This is a genomic window from Streptomyces sp. NPDC002499, from assembly GCF_053595415.1.
Map to the genome: position 1 here is coordinate 92,843 of NZ_JBSFXO010000012.1, position 22,739 is coordinate 115,581.

18 protein-coding genes are annotated in these 22,739 nt (G+C 72.9%); 14 read left to right on the forward strand and 4 right to left on the reverse strand.

Annotation, left to right across the window (positions count from 1 at the left end; all coding sequences use genetic code 11):
- Window positions 1-85 precede the first annotated feature (85 nt).
- The 9 genes from ACWD5F_RS31980 to ACWD5F_RS32020 all read left to right on the forward strand — a co-directional run bounded on the left by ACWD5F_RS31980 (window position 86) and on the right by ACWD5F_RS32020 (window position 9,320).
- Window positions 86-814, forward strand: coding sequence for a cupin domain-containing protein (locus ACWD5F_RS31980; protein ID WP_451259683.1), 729 nt, complete (start codon window positions 86-88; stop codon window positions 812-814).
- Window positions 811-1,845 (forward strand): hypothetical protein, encoded by a 1,035-nt coding sequence (locus tag ACWD5F_RS31985; RefSeq protein WP_451259685.1) that lies wholly within the window; start codon window positions 811-813, stop codon window positions 1,843-1,845. The genes ACWD5F_RS31980 and ACWD5F_RS31985 overlap by 4 nt, the downstream gene beginning before the upstream one ends.
- Before the next feature lie 107 nt (window positions 1,846-1,952).
- Entirely contained in the window at window positions 1,953-2,972 is a 1,020-nt protein-coding gene (locus ACWD5F_RS31990; protein ID WP_451259687.1) for a hypothetical protein, read from the forward strand.
- Between the two features lies 1 nt (window position 2,973).
- Window positions 2,974-3,840: a hypothetical protein gene (locus ACWD5F_RS31995; protein ID WP_451259689.1), complete on the forward strand. Its 867-nt coding sequence runs from the start codon at window positions 2,974-2,976 to the stop codon at window positions 3,838-3,840.
- A gap of 58 nt (window positions 3,841-3,898) precedes the next feature.
- Window positions 3,899-4,426: a hypothetical protein gene (locus ACWD5F_RS32000; protein WP_451259691.1), complete on the forward strand. Its 528-nt coding sequence runs from the start codon at window positions 3,899-3,901 to the stop codon at window positions 4,424-4,426.
- A gap of 78 nt (window positions 4,427-4,504) precedes the next feature.
- Complete coding sequence (locus ACWD5F_RS32005; protein WP_451259693.1) at window positions 4,505-6,310, forward strand: asparagine synthetase B family protein; 1,806 nt, start codon at window positions 4,505-4,507, stop codon at window positions 6,308-6,310.
- Between the two features lie 179 nt (window positions 6,311-6,489).
- The gene (locus ACWD5F_RS32010) at window positions 6,490-7,842 is read left to right on the forward strand and encodes an aldehyde dehydrogenase family protein (protein ID WP_451259695.1); all 1,353 of its coding nucleotides are present in this window, start codon (window positions 6,490-6,492) and stop codon (window positions 7,840-7,842) included.
- A gap of 135 nt (window positions 7,843-7,977) precedes the next feature.
- The gene (locus tag ACWD5F_RS32015) at window positions 7,978-8,781 is read left to right on the forward strand and encodes a hypothetical protein (protein ID WP_451259697.1); all 804 of its coding nucleotides are present in this window, start codon (window positions 7,978-7,980) and stop codon (window positions 8,779-8,781) included.
- Window positions 8,778-9,320 (forward strand): SixA phosphatase family protein, encoded by a 543-nt coding sequence (locus ACWD5F_RS32020; RefSeq protein ID WP_451259699.1) that lies wholly within the window; start codon window positions 8,778-8,780, stop codon window positions 9,318-9,320. The genes ACWD5F_RS32015 and ACWD5F_RS32020 overlap by 4 nt, the downstream gene beginning before the upstream one ends.
- A 22-nt stretch (window positions 9,321-9,342) precedes the next feature.
- Here the strand turns inward: ACWD5F_RS32020 and ACWD5F_RS32025 are convergent, their stop codons facing one another.
- Window positions 9,343-11,259 (reverse strand): amino acid transporter, encoded by a 1,917-nt coding sequence (locus tag ACWD5F_RS32025; protein ID WP_451260116.1) that lies wholly within the window; start codon window positions 11,257-11,259, stop codon window positions 9,343-9,345.
- 129 nt (window positions 11,260-11,388) lie between these two features.
- Between ACWD5F_RS32025 and ACWD5F_RS32030 the strand changes: the two genes are divergently transcribed.
- Window positions 11,389-12,015, forward strand: a complete 627-nt coding sequence (locus ACWD5F_RS32030; RefSeq protein WP_451259701.1) for a YigZ family protein — start codon at window positions 11,389-11,391, stop codon at window positions 12,013-12,015.
- A 21-nt stretch (window positions 12,016-12,036) separates the two neighbouring features.
- On the opposite strand, the gene ACWD5F_RS32035 is transcribed toward ACWD5F_RS32030, so the two are convergent.
- A complete protein-coding gene (locus tag ACWD5F_RS32035) occupies window positions 12,037-14,778 on the reverse strand; it encodes a molybdopterin-dependent oxidoreductase (protein WP_451259703.1) in 2,742 nt (913 codons plus the stop codon).
- Between the two features lie 36 nt (window positions 14,779-14,814).
- Entirely contained in the window at window positions 14,815-15,636 is an 822-nt protein-coding gene (locus tag ACWD5F_RS32040; protein ID WP_451259705.1) for an FAD binding domain-containing protein, read from the reverse strand.
- A gap of 185 nt (window positions 15,637-15,821) precedes the next feature.
- Here ACWD5F_RS32040 and ACWD5F_RS32045 point away from each other — a divergent pair, with 185 nt between their 5' ends.
- The 3 genes from ACWD5F_RS32045 (at window position 15,822) to ACWD5F_RS32055 (ending at window position 21,643) form a co-directional block, all read left to right on the forward strand.
- Window positions 15,822-17,339 carry a PucR family transcriptional regulator gene (locus ACWD5F_RS32045; RefSeq protein WP_451259707.1) on the forward strand — a complete coding sequence of 506 codons (1,518 nt, stop codon included), beginning with the start codon at window positions 15,822-15,824 and terminating at the stop codon, window positions 17,337-17,339.
- Between the two features lie 135 nt (window positions 17,340-17,474).
- On the forward strand, window positions 17,475-18,638 hold the full coding sequence (locus ACWD5F_RS32050; RefSeq protein WP_451259709.1) for an exonuclease SbcCD subunit D: 1,164 nt from the start codon (window positions 17,475-17,477) through the stop codon (window positions 18,636-18,638).
- Window positions 18,635-21,643, forward strand: coding sequence for an AAA family ATPase (locus tag ACWD5F_RS32055; RefSeq protein ID WP_451259711.1), 3,009 nt, complete (start codon window positions 18,635-18,637; stop codon window positions 21,641-21,643). Before ACWD5F_RS32050 ends, ACWD5F_RS32055 begins: the two co-directional genes overlap by 4 nt.
- A 33-nt stretch (window positions 21,644-21,676) precedes the next feature.
- Here ACWD5F_RS32055 and ACWD5F_RS32060 read toward each other — a convergent pair whose 3' ends face one another.
- Window positions 21,677-22,123 (reverse strand): Lrp/AsnC family transcriptional regulator, encoded by a 447-nt coding sequence (locus ACWD5F_RS32060; protein WP_451259716.1) that lies wholly within the window; start codon window positions 22,121-22,123, stop codon window positions 21,677-21,679.
- Between the two features lie 94 nt (window positions 22,124-22,217).
- Here ACWD5F_RS32060 and ACWD5F_RS32065 point away from each other — a divergent pair, with 94 nt between their 5' ends.
- A complete protein-coding gene (locus ACWD5F_RS32065; RefSeq protein ID WP_451259718.1) occupies window positions 22,218-22,700 on the forward strand; it encodes a rhodanese-like domain-containing protein in 483 nt (160 codons plus the stop codon).
- The last annotated feature ends 39 nt before the right edge of the window (window positions 22,701-22,739 follow it).

Consider the following 22,739-nt stretch of genomic DNA (forward strand, 5'->3'; position numbering starts at 1 on the left):
GATGATTCCTCGATTACATGTGCTGTTCTTGACCTTCGGCTTACCATGCGAACGCTTATGTGAACGGCTCTTGGGGGAGGCGCGTTTGTTCGGCAGTGCAGGTGAAGAGGGGTCCGGGCTGCCGCTGGGGGTCCGGCTGTACCGGCTGAGCGCCGACGGCTCCGTCGTCCTCGCCGATCGGGACGGCGCCCGGGAGCTGGGGCCCGAGCGGGACCTGCTGCGGTTCATCGACGACGGACAGTTCGCCCACTATCTGGTCGGGGACGCCGCCACCTCGCCCGAGCGGCCCTCCAACGCCACCGTCAAACTCGGCATCGTCGGCCCGCGCAGCGCCTTCACCCCGCACGCGCACGGCGGCGAACACTTCGTCCTCAGCCTCGGCTACGCGGCCTGCGGGCTGTACGACAGCGAGCGCGGCCGCGTCACCGAAGTCCCGCTCATCCCGGGCGAGTTGATCCGCATCCCGGAGATGATGCCGCACTCCTTCGCCAACCGGGGCCCGGCCCCGCTGACCATCCTGGCCGCGAACACCGGCTACGGCATCGACCACGAGGACTACGCGATCACCGCGCCCGAGGCGGAACGCAGGGCCGGCGGGTCGGCGTACGACGACCTCTGTACGGCGTACGAGGATCTCGGCTCGGCGGGCGCGCGCACCAGCACCCTCGCCGCCACCGACTACCTCCAACTGGCCGCGGCCCTGCGGGACATCGAGCGGGTCCAGCAGGTGCGCGGGCCGGGTGCCACCACCGCGCGGGAACGGCTGGCGGCCCGGCTGCGCCGGCTCGCGCAGGGACTGGAGGGACGTCGGTGATCTGTCCGCACTGCGAGCAGTCCCTGCTGCGCAAGGAACGTCCCGGCAACGTCTGCGGCAAATGCGGGCGCAGGTACGCCCTGGACCCCAAGACCAACCCGCTGAAACTCAACGACCTCCGGGTCCGCCGGATCGTCCTCAAGCTCGGCCAGGAAGGACAAGTGCCCTGCACGCCGGGGCAGTTGTGGTACGCCCTGTCCCGCAAGACGCTGCGCAGCACCCGGGTCGAGACGGGCTGCATCGTCGCGTTGGCCGTCGTCGGGTTCTTCCTCGGGATCATCGGGCTCAGCTCGGACACCGGGGGCTTCGCCGTCGTCGGCGGTCTCTCGCTGCTCGCGGCGCTCGGTTTCGTGGTCGCCGCGGTGGCGGGCGTGGGCCGGGGGCGACCGCGGCTTGCCCGGGAGGCCTTCCGCACCGGTCCGATGGCGGAGTGGCGGAGCGTCTACGGGGCGCTGCCGGACGGAATGGTCGACGACCGCACCTATCCGGCGACCACACCGCCGGGCGGTGCCGCTGTCGGCCCGTCCGACGGGATCGTCCTCGTCTGCCCCGACCGTTCCGTCGCCGTCTTCCTCGACGCGGCGGGCCTGACCGCGCGGTACGGCGTCACGCTCGTGGTCGAGCCGTACTCGCTGCCCGCCGCACCCGATCGGACCCTGCTGGTACTCCATGACGCCGACGCCCAGGGCCTGTTGCTCACCCACCAGATCCGTTCCGCGCTGCCGGCCGGCCGGATCGTCGACATCGGCCTGCCCCTGGGAGCCGTGCAAGGGCTCACTCGCGCGGTGCCCGTGCGGGGCGAGGCGCCGGAGGCGTGGGTCATGGAACAGCTCGCGGCGAAGGGGGAGTTCAGCCCCGCGCAGCTGAAGTGGCTGCGCAAGGGGTGGGGATTCCCCCTCGTCGGGGTGCCGCCGGCCAAACTGCTGGCCGTCGTCTCCCGGGCCGTGGAGCGGGCTCGCGCGACCGACGATCCGGTGCGGCGACGCGCCGCCGCCGTCGGCTTTCTGACCTGGCCGGAGGAGGGGAGATGATCTGCCCCAACTGTCAGGCCTCTTTGCTGGCCAAAGAACGTACGGGCAACGTGTGTTCGCGCTGCGGGCGCCGGTACGCCGTCGACCCCAAGGTGTACGGCCAGGGAATGAACGACACGCGCATCCGGCGTATCGCCGACAAGGTCACCGACGGAGGCCGCCGACAGGTCACCGTCACCCAACTCTGGTACTCCGCCAGGACCGTGAACAACTCCTGGACCACGGTCCCGAGGAGCGGACGACCGCGGTGGGTCGGGCGCACGGTGGGCTGGATCCTCGGCGTCGGGCTCGTGGTGCTCGGCTTCCTCGTACAGGACGTGCCCTACGCCTGGCTCCTGTGGTGGGGGTGCGTGGGTGCGGCCGCCCTCGTACATGCGGTGGCGAAGGGGGAGCCGTACCGGCCGGAACGCCGGGCCGGTTGGTATCTGGCTCCCTCGCTGTCGGACTTCAGGACGATGGTCTGCGCGCGGTGGGTGCACACGTACGGAGAGCTGCCGTCAGGGATCGTGGACGACCAGAAGTATCAGGAGGCACGCGATCAGGAGCCACGCGAGCGGGCCGGCCTGCGCAAGGGCGGCGACCGGCAGTCGGAGCCCGTCGAGGTGCTCTGTCCGGACCAGGCCGTCCGCGTCTTCCTGGCGGCCAACGGATTTCCGCGACGCCTGAACCTGACACTCACCGCCGGACTCTCCCAACTGTCCGGCACCGGACCCCTGGTGGTGCTCCACGACGCGAGCGCGCGCGGCCTTCAACTGGTCGCCGACGCCCGCGCGAGCGAGACCTGGCGGGTGGTGGTGGACGCGGGACTGCCGGTCCGGTCGGTTGTCGACAACCGCAAGTCCGTGCGGCTCTACGAGGATCCACCCGCCGGTGTGCTCGGGGAACCGGAGCAACAGCCGGACTGGCTGCGGAAGTTGAGGCGGCACGCTCCCAAGGAGGCCGAGTGGCTGACCCAGGGCTGGCTCAGCCCGGTCGCCGCGGTGCCGCCCGCGCTGCTGGAGTCGGCGGTCGAGCGAGCCGTGAGCGAGGTTCGCGGCACACCGGACACGGAGCGGCGCCGGGCCGCCGAGGTCGGCTTCATGAGCTGGCCGCCGCCTTCGAAACCACCGGTGAGGGACGGGAACTGACATGCCGACGACCATGAACCCGGTCGGCCGGCTGCTGCTGGAGCGGGCGATCACCATCGCCGCGCAGCGCGCCGCCGCCCCCGGGAACCTCCGCTTCACCGAACGCCAGCTGTACTACGAGACCTGCCGCGTCCTGCGGCCGACACCCGCGCCGGTGCGCCGCATCCCGCACAGCCCGGCCCCGCCGTTGCGGCTGTCCCGGTTCACCGAGGTGCTGCGCGGCGCGGAGTGGGCCGCGGGGTTGCCGGGCCTGCTGCCGGCTCCCGCCGACGCGCAGGCCGCAGCCGTCCCGACGATCGGCGGGCCGGCCCGAGAGCCCGACCTCTACGACTACGCGCTGCCCCGACTGCTCGTCTGCCAGGACCGTGCCATCGCTCACATGCTGCTGGCCAACCACGTGCACCTGGAGGCGGCCTGTCCCGTTTTGAGTGCCGAGGACGATCTGCCGCTCGACCCCCGGCTGGTCACCGCCCTGGAACGGGCCGAGGGCGCGACCGTGCACGTCCTGCACGACGCGAGCCCTGCCGGCATCGCGCTGCCGGGTCGGCTGCGCGAGGAAGCGGGGTCGGCGTCCGTCAGGGTCGTCTCGCTGGGACTCGTACCCCGGCACGCACAGACGCTCCGCCTGGTGACCGGGCGCAGGCCCCGCCCGGTGCCGCCGCTCGGACCGCTGCCGCCCGGGCTGCGGCCCGCGGAGGTCGACTGGCTGGCCGCGGGCCGGTTCGCCGAGGTCGCCGCGGTACCGCCGGCCAAGCTCCTGCGTGCCGTGCTGCGCCTCACCCGGGGGCCCCGGCCGACCCGTCACTCCGTCTGGGGCGAGCTGCGCGGTCTGCGCACCGCCGGGTTCATGACCTGGCCCGACGCATGATCCGCCGCCGCCCCGAGGACCGTATGCCCTTCCGCCGCAGACCCGAGGACCTACGACGATGATCCGCCCACGCGAAATCGGCTACACGGACGAACTGCTCGCCGACGGCAGCGTCCACCGCACCTACGAGGACGGCCGGCAGGAATGGCGTCGGCGCGGCCCGGCAGGCCAGGTGCTCTGGCGGGACGACCGCGAGAACGCCGGCACGGACGAGCTGCTGGGCGACAAGATCGTCAAGCGGACCCTCGCCGACGGCACGGTCACCTATGGGCGCGACATCGGGTACGGCCGCACGCTCTGGGGGCGCGGCGAGACCCTCATGATCAACCGGACGTCGTTCGGCGGCCGGATGGGCGCGATCCTCGTCGGCCTCGGTGTGGCCGGACTCGCCATCACCGCCTCGCAGTTGCCGCCGCTCACCCTCTCGCCGGAGGAGGAAGAGGAACTGCGCCAGCAGGCACAGAGCGCGTCCTCCGGAGGCGACGGCGGTGGGGGAGGGGACGGCGGCAGCGGCGGTGACGGTGACTGGGACGGCGGGGACTGGGGTGACGACGGGGGTGGCTGGAGCGACGACGACTTCGGGTGACCGAGCCTTTCGACCGGTGGACAAGAAGGCGTGCGTACGGGGCTGTTCGCGTACGCGGCAACAGGAAAGGACTCTCCGATGACGCGCTTCTGCGTCAGCCTCGCGTCGGACACCGCGCCCGTCGACAGTCGTCCCGGTCCCGGTCCCGGTGCCGGTGACGGTCGGGCCGGCGCCGCCGACGCGCACCTCGCCGCCATGGGCGCCGTCGCGGTCGCGCCCGGTCTCGCCCTCGTACGGGACGAACCCGGGCATGCCCAGGGGCCGTTCGAGGCGTACGGGATGCGGGCCGTCGGAGAGGTCACCCTGCACAACCGCGCCGACCTGCTGGCCGCCCTGGCGGCCGACGGGGTCCCCGTCCCCCAGGACACCGGTGACGGCGAGCTGTTGCTGCGCTGCTGGGCGCGGCTAGGCGCGGAGGGCGTCTCGCTCGCCGAAGGCATGTTCGCCCTGGCCGTCCTCGACGGCCGCGACCTCGTACTGATCCGCGACCACGTCGGCGCCCGCACCCTCTTCTACGCCCGTGCCGCCGACGCCTGGGTGGCATCGACCTCCCTGCGCGCACTGCGCCGTTGGCCCGCGCTGGGCACCCGTATGAACCTGTCCGCCGTGCGTTCGTTCCTCACCTTCGCCTATCTGCCGGGCGACGAGACGCTGTTGGAGGGCGTGCGCGAGGTGCTGCCCGGCCGGGTACTGCGGCTGGCGGCCGACGGGACGGTGACGGAGACGGTCCACTGGGAGCCTCAAGAGCGGCTCGGGGAGGGGGAGTTCGACGGAACCGGCGACCACGTCCTCACCCTGCGCGCACTCCTCGAAGAGGCCACCGCCCGGCGGCTCCCGGAAGCCGAGGCGGTGGGCGTGCTGCTGTCCGGCGGGATCGACAGCTCGCTCGTCACCGCGCTCGCCGCGAAACTGCACGGCCACCCCGTGCACACGTACTCCATCAGCTTCGGCGACGAACTCCCCAACGAACTCGGCTACTCGGGCCTCGTCGCCTCGCACTGCCACACCCGGCACCGGGTGTTGACGGTCTCCGGTACGGAGGTCGCCGCGCGCCTCGCCGAGGCGGCCGCCCTGCTCGACAGTCCGGTCGGCGACCCGCTGACCGTGCCGAACCTGTTGCTCGCCGAAGCGGTCGCGGGCGACGGGCTGCGGACCGTGCTCAACGGGGAGGGCGGCGACCCGGTGTTCGGCGGACCGAAGAACCTTCCGATGCTGGTCCAGGAGATGCACGCGGGGGCGCCGGGAGCGCTCGGTTCGCCCTGGTACGAGGACCGGGCCACCGCCTATCTGCGGTCCTACCGCAAGTGCTGGACCGATCTCCCGGACCTGTTGACCGCCGACGCGCTGTCCGCCCTGGAGTCCGCGCCGGCCCCGCAACGCTTCGTCGAGCCCTACCTCACCGGCCCGGACCGGATGAGCCACCTGCTCAACCAACTCCTGCACTGCAACCTGCGGACCAAGGGCGCCCACCACATCCTCACCAAGGTCGAACGGCTCACCGCCTCCCAAGGGCTCCAGGGCCGCGCCCCGCTCTTCGACCGCCGGGTGATCGACCACGCCTTCGCGACCCCGCCCACGCTCAAGCTCCGGGGCACGAGCGAGAAATGGGTCCTGAAGGAAGCCGTGCGTGATCTGCTGCCCGCGACTGTCGTGGACCGGCCCAAGAGCGGGATGCGGGTTCCGGTGCAGCAGTGGCTGACCGGGCCGCTGCGGGAGTTGGGCGGTGATCTGTTGCTCGGCCGGGCCGCGCGGCAACGGGGGCTGTTCCGGCCCGAGACCGTACGGACCTGGCTGCGCGGCGAGGGCACGCTGCTGCCCCGACAGGGCGGGAAGCTGTGGCTGGTGCTCACGCTGGAGCTGTGGCTGCGGGCGTACGACCTGTGAACCGGGTCAACGCGGGCGCGCTGTGAACCGGATCAACACTGGCGCTGTGAGCCTGTGAACAGGGCCAATCCGGACGCTGTGAACCGAGTCAACACGAACAGGCCCTGTGAAGGCCGATGCGATCCAACCGGTCGAATCCGCCGGTGTCTTGTGAACAGCACGATGGAGGCAACCGCACTGTGAACACCACCCTCATCGACCCCCGCACCGGCCGGGACCGAGGCACCGCCCCCGTCGCCCGCGAGAGCGAGGTGCGGGCCGCCGTCGAGACCGCCCGCGCCGCGCTGCCCGGCTGGCGCGGCCTTACCCCCAGGGAACGGTCCCGCCGACTGGAGCGGCTGGCCGCGCTGGTGGAGGAACACGCCGACCAGTACGTGGCCCGTGAGGCCGCCGGCACCGGCAAGCCCGCGAGCGAGACGACGGGCGAGGTCGCGCAGGTCGCCGACCTCTTCCGGTTCTACGCCTCCGCCGTCCGCGCGCAGTCCGTACCGGCCGCCGGACGCCTGGTCGACGGTCACGAGAGCTGGGTGCGCTGGGAACCCCTCGGGGTCGTGGCCGTCGTCGTGCCCTGGAACTACCCGCTGATGATGGCCACTTGGCGGTGCGCGCCGGCCCTGGCCGCCGGCAACACCGTGGTCGCCAAGCCCGCCGAGACGACCCCCGACACCCTTGCCCTGCTCGCAGAGCACGCCGCCGAAGCGCTCGGCCCCGGCGTCCTCACCACCCTTCCCGGCGACCGGCAGACCGGCCGGCTGTTGGTGGAGGCGCACGTCGACATGGTCGCGTTCACCGGCAGCGCGGCGGCCGGCGCCGATGTGGCCGCACGGGCCGCCGGGCGCCGGGTCAGTCTCGAACTCGGCGGCAACGCCCCCGCCCTCGTCCTGCCCGACGCCCCCGACGACACCTGGGACCAGCTCGCCCGCGCCTGCACCTACAACGCCGGGCAGAGCTGCGCCGCGCCCGCCCGGGTCATCACCCTGCGCGAGAACTACGAGGAGACGGTGGAGCGGTTGGCCGCCGCGGCCCGGAGTTGCCTCGCGGGCCGGGACTTCGGTCCGCTCAACAACCCGGACCAGCTGGCCCGTTACGACGGCATCGTCAAGTCCTCCGCCGCCGGACGGAACCTCGCGGCCGACCTCGCCACCGGGCCCGGCGAGGAGAACGGCTTCTGGCGCCCCACCCGGATCCTGGCCGACCTCCCCGACGACGACCCGGCGGTGGTCGAAGAGGTCTTCGGCCCGCTGCTCACCGTGCAGTCGGCGGAGACCCTGGACGAGGCGGTCGCCCTCGCCAACGGCGTGCTCCAGGCGCTGGCGGCGAGCGTGTGGACCCGCGACCTGACCACAGGGCTAGATCTCGCCGGCCGGCTGAACGCGGGGGAGGCCTGGCTCAACTGCCACCTCGTCCAGACCGCCGAACTCCCGCACGGCGGCCGGGGCGCCTCGGGCCACGGCACGGACCTGAGCACCCTGGCCCTGCCCGAATACCAGCGCCCGAAGACCATCACCGCCCGGCTGGTACGGGGGAACTGACGGCCTCGGCCCGCGCACCTGGGGGAATCCGGGACCCCGATCCGGGACCTCACTCCTGGTCCCCTATCCGGGGCCTCACTCCGGGTCCCCGGTCCGTGATCCGTGTCCGTGATCCCTGTCCGGAAAACGCGCAGGATGCCTGCGCCCGGCCCGCCGCCCGCCTACGCTCGCTGCGTGCTCCGCATCACCGACGCCCGAACCGGCCGCCCCGTCGACGCCGCCCCTGTCCGCCGACGGCTGACCAGGGTCGAGGCCCATGTGCGGGGCCACGACACCGGCGCGCTGCGCGTGCTGCTGGTCGCCGATCTCCTCGTCCGCACGCTGGAACTCGGCGGTACTCCGGTCTGGCCCCTGCTGACCGGCGACCGGGACCTGGCGGAACTGCGGGCCGACGGTGCCGCGCTGGGCATCCACCCCTTCGAGGACACTCGGGACGTCGGCTCCGGACTGGGGGAGTCGCAGGTCGTGCATGTGCTGGAGGCGGACGGCACGGCCCCCGGGGACGGGGTCCTGGTCGCCGTAGCACCTGTGGACGTGGCTGAGGATGATCTCGGCCATCCGGAGGCGCTGCGGCCCGGGCACCCGAGTGCGAACCGCACCGACCCCGCCGTCCTGCGCCTCGCCCTCCTCTCCCTGCCCCGCGCCACCCCCGCACTGCTCGACAAGGCCGCCCTGACCGAGGCCGGTGACACGCTCAGGCGGTGGCGTCGGGCGGTCGCGGCGTGGGCGCGGCAGCCCTCGCGGCCGGTGCCCGACCAGGTGCGTGCGCGGTTGCGCGCGGCCTGGGAGGACGACCTCGACGTGCCCGAGGTGCTGCGCGTGCTGGCCGACGTGGAGGCGTCGACCGAACTGCCCGAGGGGGCGCGCTTCGAGACGTACGTCTACGCCGACCGGCTGCTCGCTCTCGAGCTCTCCCGCGACCTGGGATCGCCGGCGTGATCGCCCGCGCGGGCGTCGGTCCGCTGCGTCGGCTGGTCGTGCTGCGGCACGCCAAGTCCGCCTGGCCGGCGGGCGTTCCCGACCACGAGCGACCGCTCGCCCCGCGCGGCATCCGGGACGCACCCGCCGCGGGCCGCGCGCTGGCCGAGCACGACCTCCTGCCGGACCTCGCCCTGTGCTCCACCGCCGTACGGGCCCGCCGGACCTGGGAGTCGGCCGCGGCCCAGTGGGGCACCCCGCCGCCGGTCCACCACGACCCGCGCCTGTACGGCGCCGACGTCCCCGAGCTGCTCGACGTCGTGCACGAGGTGTCCGCCGAGGTGGAGACGCTGCTCCTGGTCGGGCACAACCCCGGCCTGGAGGACCTCGTCCTGGAACTCGCCGAGGACGGTCTCGACGACGCGCTGGACGAGGTGCGGCTGAAGTTCCCGACCTCCGCGATCGCCGTACTGGTCTGGCACGGCACCACCTGGGAGGCCCTCGCCCCCGGCACGGCCCTGCTGACGGACATGCTCGTGCCGCGCGGCAGGAAGCACTGAGGCGCCGGGCGCTCCCGCCGACCTACCCCACGTGCACCCACGGCCGCCGCGCCGGATCCGGCTCCGCCCGGCGCAGCACCTCGCGGGTGACCGGCGCGACCTCGCCGTGGCCGAAGACCAGGAACTGGAAGAGGTGGCTGACCGGGTTGCCCTCGGTCCAGCTGAAGTAGGCGTGCGGAACCTGGCCCGTGCGGTCGCGGATGGACAGCAGGACCGCGGCGATGGTGTTGGGCACGGTCGGGCCCGACACTCGCAGCCGCCGCACCCCGTGTTTCTCGTCGCCGTGCACGGTGACGTCCGACAGGAAGTCGGAGGAGTCCCGCACGAACACCTCCAGGAACAGCGGCGGTTCACCGTCGGGGATGTGCGTGTGGGCCCGCTGCTCGTACTCCTTGGCGCGGTACTGCCCGGTGGTGTGGTCGTCCGGCTCGTTGGCGATGAGCCGGACCGGTCCGCGGCCCGCCGCCTCGTCCACCAGGCGGGCCGCCGTCTCGTCGAACGTGACCTCCGTGGCCCGCAGTTCGAAGGCCCGGTGCACCCGTGAGACGAACGAGGTCATCAGGATGGCGAGGATGAAGATCAGCGCGATCTTGAGGCCGTCGGGCCGCTCCACGACATTGGTGACCAGGGTGTACGCGAAGACCGCGGTGATCACCCCGAAGCCGATCGCGGCCCGCCGGTGCCCCCGCTTGTGCACGGCCACCGTCGACGCGAACGCCGCGGACAGCATCAGCACCAGCACACCGGTCGCGTACGCCCCGCTCTGCTTGTCGACGTTCGCGTCGAACCACAGCGTGATAAGGACGGCGGCCACCATGAACACCAGCACCAGCGGCCGCACCGCCCGCGTCCACTCCGGAGCCATGCCGTAGCGCGGCAGATAGCGCGGTACGAGGTTCAGCAGACCGGCCAGCGCCGAGGCGCCCGCGAACCACAGGATGGCGATCGTCGAGACGTCGTACACCGTGCCGAAGACCTGGCCCAGGTGCTCGTGCGCGAGATAGGCGAGCGCGCGTCCGTTGGCCGGGCCGCCGGTCTTGAAGTCGTCCTGCGGGATCAGGATCGTCGTCGCGAGGCTCGACAGGAGCAGGAAGCAGCTCATGATGACGGCGGCCGTGGTGAGCAGCCTGCGGGTCTCCCGGATCCGGCCGGTGGGCTTGGCGTACGTGTCCGTCGGGTCGCCCTTGACCTGGGGCATCACCGCGACTCCGGTCTCGAAGCCGGACATGCCGAGCGCCAGCTTCGGGAACACCAGCAGCGCCACCCCGACCATGGCGAGGGGCGAGGAGTGCTCGGCGGTCATCGCGTCCGTCCAGTCCCCGATCCGCACCGGATGGCTCAGCACCTCCCAGGCGGAGACGGCGAGCACGACCACGTTGAGGGTCAGATACGTCCCCACCAGCACCACCGCGATCCCGATGGCCTCCCGGAAGCCCTTCAGGAACACCCCGCCGAGCAGACCGACCAGCACCAGCGTGATCCAGAGGTTCTCGCCCTCCAGCCAGTGCGGGGCGAAGGGGTTCTCGACGACGTGCGCGGCGGCGTCGGCGGCCGACAGGGTGATCGTGATCATGAAGTCGGTGGCCGCGAACCCGAGCAGCACCAGCACGAAGATCTTCCCCGACCACCACGACAGCAACCGCTCCAGCATGGCGATCGAGCCCTCGCCGTGCGGGCTCTCGTGCGCCACCCGACGGTAGACGGGCAGCGCGCCGAGCAGGGTGAGCCCGATCAGCACCAGCGTCGCCAGCGGGGAGAGCAGTCCGGCGGCGAGGGCGGCGATGCCCGGCTGGTAGCCGAGCGTGGAGAAGTAGTCGACGCCGGTCAGACACATCACCCGCCACCAGGTGTGGCCCTTCTCCTCGGGCTGCGGGGCGGCATGCGGTCCCTGGTGCCGGGCCGTCTGCTGACTGAGTCCGTCCAGGAGCCACGAGCGCAGCCGGGTCTTGACACCGGGGGACGGGGAGGCCGGTGCGGTCGGTGAGGCAGGGGAAGCCGGGGAGTTCACGCTGCCACTCTTGTCCACCTGGCCGAAGAGGGCGACAACACCAGGTCATAGGGTGGACGGATGCAGGACGAGTACCGCACAGTCGCCCGCGCGGGGGTGCACGAGACCGAGGTCAACCGGTCCCGCTTCCTGTGCGCGCTCGCCCCGGCGGCCACCGAGCAGGAGGCCCAGGCCTTCGTCGCCGCGATCCGCAAGGAGCACGCCGACGCCTCCCACAACTGCTGGGCCTACGTCATCGGCGCCGACGCCTCCGTCCAGAAGGCCAGCGACGACGGCGAACCGGGCGGCACCGCGGGCGTCCCCATGCTCCAGATGCTGCTGCGCCGCGAGATGCGGTACGTGGTCGCGGTCGTCACCCGCTACTACGGCGGGGTCAAGCTCGGCGCGGGCGGACTGATCAGGGCGTACGGCGGCGCGGTCGGCGAGGCCCTGGACGAACTCGGCACCCGCACCCGCCGCCGTTACCGCCTCGCCACGGTCACCGTCGACCACCAGCGCGCCGGCAAGGTGCAGAACGACCTGCGCGCGACCGGCCGCGAGGTCCGGGACGTGCGGTACACGGAGGCGGTCACGATCGACATCGCCCTGCCGGATGCCGATGTGGACGCCCTCCGCTCCTGGCTCGCCGACGCGACCGCGGGGACGGCGGTGTTGGAGCTGGGCGGGGAGGCGTACGGGGACGCGTGACCGGTCGCTGCCCCCATCGGGTCAGGGGGCGTCGCCGTGGACTCCGGCGTCCCGCAGCCCCAGCCACACCCGGTCCCGGGTCAGCGGCAGTTCCGTGAACCGGACGCCGGTCGCGTCGCGCAGGGCGTTGGCGAAGGCGGGGGCGACCGGGTTGAAGGGGCTCTCGCTCATCGACTTGGCGCCGAGCGGGCCGATCGTGTCGGCCGTCTCCATGAAGTGGACCTCGGTACGCGGCACGTCGGCGTACTGCGGCAGCCGGTAACGGCGGAACGCGGCCGTCTCCACCGCGCCCCTGTCGTCGATCCGGACGTGCTCGAAGAGGGTCGCGCCGAGCGCCTGGGCGACCCCGCCCTCGACCTGGCCCCGGCACTGCATCGGGTTCATCACCTTGCCCGCGTCGGCCGCGTGCACGCTGCGCAGGATGCGGATCTCACCGGTGCCGGGATCGACGGCCACCTTGAACCACTGCGCGTTGAAGGCGACCGAGCGCGGGGTGCCGCCGAAGTGCCCGTCGGCGGTGCACTCGACGCCCACCGCCCGTGCGGCGGCGTGCAGTTCCTTGAGCGCGAGCCGGCCGCCCGGGTGCAGCACGGCTTCCTCACCGAGCCGGCACTCCGCCCGCGGGACCCGCAGGTGCGCGGCGGCGAAGTCGAGCAACAGGTCGGCCAGGGCGCGGGAGGCACGCAGGGTGGCCTTGCCCGCGACGACGGTTCCGGTGGAGGCGAAGGCGCCCGTGTCATGGCGTACGACGTCGGTGTCGGACTGGCGGATCGTGATCCGGTCGACGGTGGTGGCGAGTTCGCCCGCCGCGATCTGGCGGTGCACGGTGGTGGTGCCGTTGCCGAACTCGGCGGTGCCGACGGCGAGATCGAAGGTTCCGTCGGCGAGGAGGGTGGCCTTCGCGTCGGCGAGGTGCCCGCCGGGCGGACCGGTGGCGATCATCGCGAGGGCCGCGCCCTCACCGGTCAGCCAGCCCTCGGGGATGTCCTCCGTTCCGGTCGCGGTCTCCTCGGCCTGGGCGCGGCGGACGACGGCGAGACACTGGTCGAGTCCGTAGCTGGCGATGTGCAGGTCCTCCTCCTCGCCACCCGGGGTCACCATCGCCTCGCCGGGACCGATGATGTTGCGCGCCTTGAACTCCAGCGGATCCAGGCCGAGTTGCCGGGCCAGTTCGTCGAGGGCCGACTCGACGGCGAACATCACCTGACCGAGCCCGTAGCCCCGGAAGGCGCCCGCCGGGACGGTGTGCGTGTAGACCGAGTAGGCGTCGACCTTCTTGTGCGGGGCGCGGTAGACGGCCATGGACTCGCCGACGCTGTGGAACATCACGGCCGGCCCGTGATTGCCGTACGCCCCCGTATTCGACACAACTCGCAGGCGCAGCGCGGTCAGTGTGCCGTCGCGGCGGGCGCCGATCTTCACGGCGATCGTGAACGGGTGCCGGGTGGTGGCCCCGTAGAACTGCTCGGCGCGGGTGTACTCCAGCTTCACCGGGCGGCGCAGGCGCAGCACGGCGAGGGCCACGATGTCCTCGACGAGCATCTCCTGCTTGCCGCCGAAGCCGCCGCCGACCCGCCCGGCGACGACCCGCACCCGCTCCTCGGGGAGGTCGTACAGCGCGCACAGGGCACGACGGGTCAGGAACGGGGTCTGTGAACTGGTGCGCACGGTAAGCCTGTTGTCCTCGTCCAACCACGCCACCGCCCCGTGCGTCTCCAGGCTGGCGTGCTGCACGCGCTGGGTGCGGTACGTCTCCTCGTACACGGCGTCCGCCTCGGCGAACCCGGCCTCGACGTCACCGATCTCGCCGTGCGCCTCGCCGACGACATTGTCCCGGGGACGCGAGATCCGGGCGGTGGCCGCGTCCTTGTCGTGCACGACCGGCGCACCGGGCCGCATCGCCTCCTCCGGGTCGAGGACGGCAGGCAGTACCTCGTACGTCACCTCGACGCGTCGGCAGCCCTCCTCGGCGGCGGCCTCGCTGTCGGCGACGACGGCCGCCACCCGCTGGCCCACGTACCGCACGGTGTCGTCCAGGACGCGGGTGTCGTCCGGGTCCTCCGTGGGGTGCTCGTGGCGGGCGGTGGAGAAGTGCCGTTCGGGGGCGTCGTGGTGGGTGAACACGGCGTGGACGCCCGGGAGTTGGAGCGCCGCCGTGATGTCGATCGAGGTGATGCGGGCGTGCGCGTGCGGGGAGCGCAGCAGCTTCATGTGCAGCAGCCCGGGCACGTCGACGTCGAAGGTGTAGCGGGCGGTGCCGGTGACGACCTGGGGGCCGGCCGGGGCGGGGAGGCTGCGGCCGACGGACTCGCCGGCGTCGGGTGTCTCGACGTGACACACCCCCCGTACCGCGTCCTCGATCGCGCGATAGCCGGTGCAGCGGCACAGGTTGCCTTTGAACGCCCGTGGCAGATCGATGAGTTGGTCCTCGTCCAGGGTGGCCGTGGTCATCAGGAACCCGGCGGTGCAGAAGCCGCACTGGAAGCCCTGCGCGTCGAGGAACTTCCGCTGGACGGGGTGGAGTTCGCCGTCGGGCGAGGCCAACCCCTCGACGGTGGTGACGGATCGGCCGTCGGCGCGGAACGCGGGGTAGAGGCAGCTGTGCACCGGCTCGCCGTCCACGTGGACCGTGCACGCCCCGCAGTCGCCCGCGTCACAGCCCTTCTTCACCCCGAACCAGCCGTGCTCGCGCAGATAGGTGCGCAGGCACTGTCCGGGACGCGGCTCCTCGGCGAAGGAGCGCCCGTTGACCTCGACGTTCATGGTGCGACCCCGACCTTCATCGTGTGACCTCGGCTCTCATCGCGCGGTCCCTCCGAGCTCCCGGCGGATCTCCTCCGCGAACCGCACGGTCATGTGCCGACGCCACGCGGGCAGCCCGTGGATGTCGTCGAACCACTCGTCGTCGGCGACCGCCGAGTCGACCGCGGTACGCAGCTCCCGTGCCGTCGGCGGCAGCGGGAACCACAGCCGCACCGGCCGCACGGTGGCGGCGGTCACCGTGACGGAGAGGGAGTGGTCGAGCGGGTCCAGCGCGCCGATGACCAGGGCACCGGAGCGGCCCAGCCCGTACAGCGAGGCCTGCCGGAACGCGGTACGGCAGCCCAGCGCCCGGGCGGGCAGCGTGATCGAGCGCAGCAACTCGCCCTCGGCCAGGACCTGGTGGCCCGCGCCGGTCACGAAGTCGGCGACACGCACCCGGCGTCGTACCCCGTCCTGGGCGAGCAGCAGGCACTCGCCGTCCAGCGCGGCCGTGAGGGAGATCATCGGGCCGGCCGGGAGGGCGTTGCACAGGTTGCCGCCCACGGTGGCCATGTTCCAGATCTTGAACGAGGCGAGGAAGGCCCGGCAGCACCGCTCGAAGAGGGGAGCCGCTTCGGTCGTCAACGTCCGCGCGAACCTGGACAGTTGGGCGATCGTGCAGGTGGCGGCGATCTCCACCGAGCCGTCCGGGTGCAGTCGCACGGGCGGCCAGCCGGTGCGGCTCAGGTCGACCAGGCGGCGCAGGTGCGGCTGGGGCTCGGAGAACAGATAGGTGCCGCCGCCCAGCCAGGCGTCGCCCGGCCGCCAGGGCGCCGGATGCCGGGCGTCCCGGATCTCGACCACGGTGTTCAGGTCCATGACCGCCAGTGAAACAACGCGGACCCGGCCCGGACGACTGGTGCGGAGCACGGAATATCCGAGCCCCGCGGGGCCGGTCCTGGAGGATTCACCAAGAGGCGTTCCCTGCCGTAAGGCTTGCATTTACGATGCTGGGACTCGGATTCACCTCGTGAATGCGAGGAAGGAACGAGGAGTCTGAGCACATGCACGTCGAACACCTCCTGGGGGACGAGTCCCTCGGCCTGCGCCTGCTGTGGGCCGAGGACGCGTCGCTGCGACGGGAGATCAGCGGGGTCACCGTCACGGATCTGGAGGACCCGGCGCGCTTCGTGCGGCCCGGCGAGGTCGTGCTGAGCGGCCTGGTGTGGTGGAGCCCGGTCGGCGGGCGGGCCAAGGCGGAACGGTTCGTCGCCGGGCTGAAGGGCGCGGGCGCGGCCGTACTCCTGGCCGGTGAGGAGACCCACGGCTCGGTCCCCGACGACCTGGTCGAGGCCTGCGTACGACAGGGCGTCCCGGTGGCCGGGGTGCCCGCGCACATCATGTTCCGGGCGATCACAGACACGGTCTATCTGCGCCAGTGGGGCGAACTGAGCCGGCACCAGGCGCTGCCCGAGAGCGCGCGGGGCCGGCTGAACCGGCTGGTCGCGCAGGAGGCCGGACCCGAGCAGGTGCTCGCCGCCGCCTTCGCGCACCTCGACCGCACCACCGCCCACCTCGTCACCGCGACCGGCCGCACCGTCGCCGCCACCCCCGGCGCCGACCCGCTCCCGCCGCACGAGGCAGCCGCGCTGCCCGCCGCCGACGCCGGAGTGACGGTCGCGGTCGAGGCCGACGCGGCCACCCCGTACGAACGCTGGTGGCTGCACCTGCCCGACGCCGCCGCTGCGCCACCCCGCCTGCTGCACGAGATCACCGCGGTTCTGGGCCGCTGCCAGGAGTCATGGGCCCGGCGCCGGGCCGCCGAGCATCAGACCGCGGACGAGTTGGGGGCGGTGCTGGCCACCCCCGGCTCCGCGCCGGACAGCGCGCTGGCCGCCTGCGGGCTCCCGTCCGAGGGCCCGTACCGCGTGCTGGTCGCCGACACGGGCGCGGGCACGCGGTACGAGGGGCTCACCGAGGGCGCGCTGACGGAGGCCGTCGCGCACGCGGCCCCGGACCGTGCCGCCGTCGGTCGGCTGCCCGACGGCACGGCCTTCGCGGTCGTGTCCGCGGACACCGCCGAGGGCCTTGCCGCGTGCTGGCAGCTCGTCGCCGGCTGCCGACCGGACGTGCCCCTGCACGGCGGGATCGCCGCACCGGCCGCCAACGCCTCCGCACTGCCCGGCGCCCTGGCCGAGGCCCGCTACGCCCTCAACTCGGCCCGGACGACGGCGCCGGACGCCTCCGCCCTGACCGACGCCACCACGCTGACGGCGCTCGACACCCTGCTCACCGGCATACCGGCCGAGGTCCGCACCGCCTACAGCCGCACCGTCCTGGGCCCGCTGCACAACCCCGAGAGCGCCTCCGCCGTCGCCCTCCTGCACACCCTGGAGACCTTCCTCGCCCACGACGGCTCCTGGGCCCGCGCGGCCGAGGCCCTGCACCTGCACGTCAACACCGTCCACTACCGCGTCCAGCGCATCGAGCACTTCACCGGCCGCGACCTCTCCCGCCTCCAGGACCGCCTCGACCTGTGGGCCGCCCTGCTGTGCCGGGTGGCCGACGAGCGCGGCCGGTAAGCGTCGCTTGCCGCAGAAGTCGGGGTCTGTGGGGGATCAGGTGCCGAAAGGCGTTAGCGTGGTGGCTGCTGACCACGGGTCGGCACAGGTGTCCGGGCATCAGGCAGGGGGAATCGTGCGGGTCGGAGCGGGTTCTTGAGGTTGTTGCACACTTCCGACTGGCACCTCGGGCGGGCCTTCCACCGGGTCAACATGCTCGACGCCCAGGCCGAGTTCATCCGCCACCTCGTCACCACCGTCCGCGAGCACGACGTGGACGCGGTGGTCGTCTCGGGAGACGTGTACGACCGGGCGGTACCGCCACTGGCCGCGGTCGAGCTGTACGACGACGCCCTGCACCGTCTCGCCGACCTCGGTGTGCCCACGGTGATGATCTCCGGCAACCACGACTCGGCCCGCCGCCTCGGCGTCGGCGCCGGACTCATCGACCGCGCCGGCATCCACCTGCGCACCGAGCCTGCGGCCTGCGGGACGCCCGTGGTGCTCTCCGACGCGCACGGTGACGTGGCCTTCTATGGCCTGCCATACCTCGAACCGGCCCTGGTGAAGGGCGAGTTCGGGGTCGAGAAGGCCGGCCACGAGACGGTCCTCGCGGCGGCCATGGACCGCGTCCGCGCCGACCTCGCGGTACGTGCCCCCGGCACCCGGTCCGTCGTCCTCGCGCACGCCTTCGTCACCGGCGGCGAGGCCAGCGACAGCGAACGGGACATCACCGTCGGCGGGGTCGCCGCCGTCCCCGCGGGTGTCTTCGACGGCGTCGACTACACCGCGCTCGGCCACCTGCACGGCTGTCAGACCATCACCGAGCGCGTCCGCTACTCCGGCTCTCCGCTCCCGTACTCCTTCTCCGAGGCCGACCACCGCAAGACGATGTGGCTCGTCGACCTCGACGCGACCGGCGCGGTCACCGCCGAACGCCTGGACTGCCCGGTGCCGCGCTCCTTGGCCCGCCTGCGCGGCACCTTGGAGCACCTGCTCGCCGACCCGGCACTCGCCCGGCACGAGGAGGCGTGGGTCGAGGCCACGCTCACGGACGCGGTCCGCCCGGCCGATCCCATGGCCCGGCTCGCCGAGCGCTTCCCGCACACCCTCAGCCTCGTCTTCGACCCCGAACGCTCCCCGGACGACCCCGACGCGACCTACGCCGGACGGCTCGCGGGCCGCAGCGACCAGCAGATCGCCGAGGACTTCGTCGCCCATGTGCGCGGCGCCGGACCCGACGAACGCGAACAGGGCGTCCTGCGTGACGCGTTCGACGCCGTGCGCGCCGACGAGACCGTCCGGGAGGTGGCACGGTGAGGCTGCACCGGCTCGACATCACGGCCTTCGGCCCCTTCGGTGCCGCCCAGTCCGTCGACTTCGACGAACTCTCCGCCGCCGGACTGTTCCTGCTGCACGGACCGACCGGCGCCGGCAAGACCTCCGTCCTCGACGCCGTCTGTTACGCCCTGTACGGCACCGTGCCCGGTGCCCGGCAGAGCGGCCAGGGCCTGGCCCTGCGCAGCGACCACGCAGCCCCCGGCGCCCGCACCGAGGTCACCCTCGAACTGACCGTCGCAGGACGCCGGTTGGAGGTCACACGCCAGCCACCGTGGGAGCGCCCCAAGAAGCGCGGATCCGGTACGACGCTGGAGAAGGCGCAGAGCTGGCTGCGCGAGTACGACGCCACCGCCGGCGCCCCGAAGGACCCCGGAGCGTGGAAGGACCTCAGCCGCTCGCACCAGGAGATCGGCGAGGAGATCACCCAGCTGCTCGGCATGAGCCGCGAGCAGTTCTGCCAGGTCGTGCTGTTGCCCCAGGGCGACTTCGCGCGGTTCCTGCGCGCCGACGCCGAGGCGCGCGGCAAGCTGCTCGGGCGGCTCTTCGACACCCACCGGTTCGCCGAGGTCGAGCAGCGTCTCGCCGTGCTCCGACGGACCGCCGAGGCCCAAGTCCGTGAAGGCGACGCCGAGTTGCTCGCCGACGCGCACCGCATGCAGCAGGCCGCCGGCGGTGCGATGGAGCTGCCGGAGCTCCAGCCGGGCGAACCCGGTCTGGCCGAGGCCGTCCTCACCGCCGCCGCGATCGCCCGCAGCACCGCCCGGGAACAGCTCACGGTCTCCCGGTGCCGGCTCACGACCGCGGAGTCCGCGCAGGCGGGCGCCGAGCGTGCGTTGGGCGACGTACGTGAACTGGCCCGGTTGCAGGGGCGGTTCGCGCAGGCGCGGGAGCGGGCGGCGCAGATGGAGGCGCGGGCCGACGGGTACCGGGACGCGCAGGTCCGGATGGAACGGGCGCGCAAGGCGGAGGCGGTGGCGCCCGCGTTGGACCTGCGGGAGTCGGCCGAGAGTGAGCACCGGAGGGCGGCGGCCCGTGAGAGCGATGCGCGGGCGTTGCTCCCGGATTCCTTCGCCGGCGCCGGTGCGAGCGGGCTCGCGGCTGCCGCACGCCGGGCCGCCGAGGAGCTGGGCGGGCTTGAGTCGGCGCGTCGGGGGGAGCGACGGCTGGGTGAACTCGTGCACGAGCGCGACCAGTTGGACCGCCAGGAACGCGCCGACGAAGGTGTGCTTCAGGAGGCCGAGGCCTGGCTGGCCGGCTGGGAGGAACTGCGGACCGGGCTCCAGGACCGGGTCGAGTCCGCGCAGCAGGCGGCCACCAGGGCCGAACAGCTGGGCGTGCAGCGGGAACCCGCTCGCCGGAAACTGGACGCCGCCCGTCAGCGCGACCAGTTCGCGCGGGACACGGAGGATGCCGGACGCCAGGTGCTCACCTCGACGGACCGCGCCCAGAAGGCCCGGGCCGAGTGGCTCGACGTCAAGGAACAGCGGCTGAACGGCATCGCCGCCGAGCTGGCCGCCCAGCTCACCGACGGCGACCCCTGCGCGGTGTGCGGGGCGACCGAACACCCGGCGCCCGCCCGCAAGGACGCCGGACACGTGGACCGGGAGACCGAGGAACGCGCGCAGGCGGCTTTCCAGGACGCCGACGAACAGCGGGCCGAGGCCGAACGGCGACTCGGTGTCGTACAACGGGCGTTGGCCGCCGCGCAGGGCGAGGCCGGTGACGCGTCGACCGATCAACTCATCGAGCAGAGCGAGGAGTTGGAGCGGCTCTACGCGGAGGCCCGGCAGGGCGCGAGCGCGCTGCACCCCGCTCAGGAGCGGCTGCGGCAGGCCGAGCAGGAGCGGGAGCTGCGCAGCTCCGCCCAGCAGGAGGCCGCGGTGCGTGTCGCCTCCCGGGTGGCCCGCCGGGATGCCCTCGACCGCGAACGGACCACGCTGGAAGCCGAGTTGGCCCAAGCGCGCGGTACCGCTGCCAGCGTGGCCGCGCGAGCCGGGCAGTTGGAGCGGCAGGCCGCGCTGCTCACCGAGGCCGCCGACGCCGCGCGCGCCGCCGAGGACACCGCCCAGCGGCTCAAAGACGCGGACGCCCGACTCGCCGACGCGGCCTTCCGGGCCGGCTTCGACACCCCGCAGGCCGCGGCCGCCGCACTCCTCGACGACGACGCCCACCGCGAGCTGCAACGCCGCCTGGACGCCTGGCAGTCGGAGGAGGCCGCCGTGCGTGCCGTCCTCGCCGAGACCGACACGGCGAACGCCGCCCAACAGCCGCCGGCGGAACTTGAGTTGGCCGAACGGGCCGCCGCCGACGCGTCGGCCCGGCTCCGCGACGCCGCCTCCGCGCGCGACGCGGCAGCCGGCCGCTGCGCCGACCTCGACCGGCTCTCCACCCGGTCCGCCGGCGCCGTACGCCGCCTCGCCCCGCTCCGCGACGAGTACGACCGCGTGGCCCGCCTGGCGACCCTGACCGCGGGCACCTCGGCGGAGAACGAGCGCAAGATGCGCCTGGAGTCGTATGTGCTCGCGGCGCGACTGGAACAGGTGGCCGCCGCCGCGACCGTACGCCTGCAACGCATGTCGTCCGGTCGCTACACCCTTGTCCACTCCGCCGACCGGTCGGGCCGGGGGCGCAGCGGTCTGGGGCTGCACGTCGTCGACGCGTGGACCGGGCGCGAGCGCGACACCGCGACGCTGTCCGGCGGCGAGACCTTCTTCGCCTCGCTCGCGCTCGCCCTCGGCCTCGCGGACGTCGTCACGGACGAGGCGGGCGGGGTCCGACTGGACACGCTCTTCATCGACGAGGGCTTCGGCAGCCTCGACGACCAGACGCTCGACGAGGTCCTCGACGTACTCGACTCGCTGCGCGAGCGCGACCGCAGCGTCGGGATCGTCAGCCATGTGCCCGATCTGCGGCGCAGGATCCATGCGCAGTTGGAGGTCGTGAAGGAGCGGACGGGGTCGACGGTGCGGCAGCGGGGTCAGTGACCCGGCAGCGGGGGCGCTGACCGAGCAGCACGGTCACTGGCCGAGCGGGCGCCGGGGGAGCGGTGAGGAGTAGACGACGCTGGTCGTGACCGAACCGAGGGTGCCGATCTTGCCCGAGACCTCTTCGAGGTGGCGCATCGAGCGGGCGGTCACCTTGATCACGAAGCAGTCGTCGCCGGTCACATGGTGTGCCTCCAGGATCTCCGGGGTCACCGCGACCAGGTCGTGGAAGGGCTTGTAGTTCCCGTTCGGGTAGCGCAGCCGCACGAAGGCCAGGATCGACAGCCCCAGTCGCTCGGGGTCCACGACCGCCGCGTACCCCTGGATCACCCCCGCCTCCTCCAGCCGCCGCACCCGCTCGGTGACCGCACTCGGCGACATGGAGACGGCCCGCGCCAGCTCGGCGAAACTGGCACGTCCTTCGCGCTGGAGGACGTCGAGGATGCGCCAGTCGGTGGCGTCCGGGGAAAACGTGGTCATGGAGGAGAGATAGCAGGGGAATCCCCGGCGGATCAAGAGATGAGCCGGGGATTACGCCTTCTGGCGGACGATCGACGGCCGTAGATTTTCTGCCATGACCAGAACCGACCTCACTGAAAACCCTGTCCTGCGCGTCGCCCCCGCGTCCCCCGCCGAGGCCGCCGCCCACTTCCGGGCGAGCCTCGCCTTCCACGCCGATGTCTCCGACGTCGCCAGTGCGCTCGCGGGCGACGGCGACCCCGGGTTCGTCGTCCTGGACTCCCGCTCCACCGAGTCCTGGGACCAGGGGCACGTGCCCGGCGCGATCCATCTGCCGACCGCGCTCATCCCCGAGCAGGCCGCTCAACTCCTCGACAGATCGGTGCCGGTGGTCACCTACTGCTGGGGTCCCGGCTGCAACGGCGCCACCCGCGCGGCGCTCGCCCTCGCCGAACTCGGCTACCAGGTCAAGGAGATGCTCGGCGGCTTCGAGTACTGGGTGCGGGAGGGCTTCGCGTACGAGACCTGGGAGGGGCGCGAGCAGCGGGCCGCGGATCCACTGACGGCGCCCAAGTCCGCGGAGGACTGCGGCTGTTGAGGAGGGCTTCGGTCGGTGGGGGACCGGGGAGATGTGCGA

Bases quoted from the DNA above. Each gene is read 5' to 3' on its own strand.
- ACWD5F_RS32045 (WP_451259707.1), top strand. From the start codon at position 15,822: ATGCACGTCGAACACCTCCTGGGGGACGAGTCCCTCGGCCTGCGCCTG.
- ACWD5F_RS32040 (WP_451259705.1), bottom strand. From the start codon at position 15,636: ATGGACCTGAACACCGTGGTCGAGATCCGGGACGCCCGGCATCCGGCG.
- ACWD5F_RS32060 (WP_451259716.1), bottom strand. From the start codon at position 22,123: ATGACCACGTTTTCCCCGGACGCCACCGACTGGCGCATCCTCGACGTC.
- ACWD5F_RS31990 (WP_451259687.1), top strand. From the start codon at position 1,953: ATGAACGACACGCGCATCCGGCGTATCGCCGACAAGGTCACCGACGGA.
- ACWD5F_RS32030 (WP_451259701.1), top strand. From the start codon at position 11,389: ATGCAGGACGAGTACCGCACAGTCGCCCGCGCGGGGGTGCACGAGACC.
- ACWD5F_RS32005 (WP_451259693.1), top strand. From the start codon at position 4,505: ATGACGCGCTTCTGCGTCAGCCTCGCGTCGGACACCGCGCCCGTCGAC.
- ACWD5F_RS31995 (WP_451259689.1), top strand. From the start codon at position 2,974: ATGCCGACGACCATGAACCCGGTCGGCCGGCTGCTGCTGGAGCGGGCG.
- ACWD5F_RS32015 (WP_451259697.1), top strand. From the start codon at position 7,978: ATGCCTGCGCCCGGCCCGCCGCCCGCCTACGCTCGCTGCGTGCTCCGC.
- ACWD5F_RS32065 (WP_451259718.1), top strand. From the start codon at position 22,218: ATGACCAGAACCGACCTCACTGAAAACCCTGTCCTGCGCGTCGCCCCC.
- ACWD5F_RS32035 (WP_451259703.1), bottom strand. From the start codon at position 14,778: ATGAACGTCGAGGTCAACGGGCGCTCCTTCGCCGAGGAGCCGCGTCCC.
- ACWD5F_RS32000 (WP_451259691.1), top strand. From the start codon at position 3,899: ATGATCCGCCCACGCGAAATCGGCTACACGGACGAACTGCTCGCCGAC.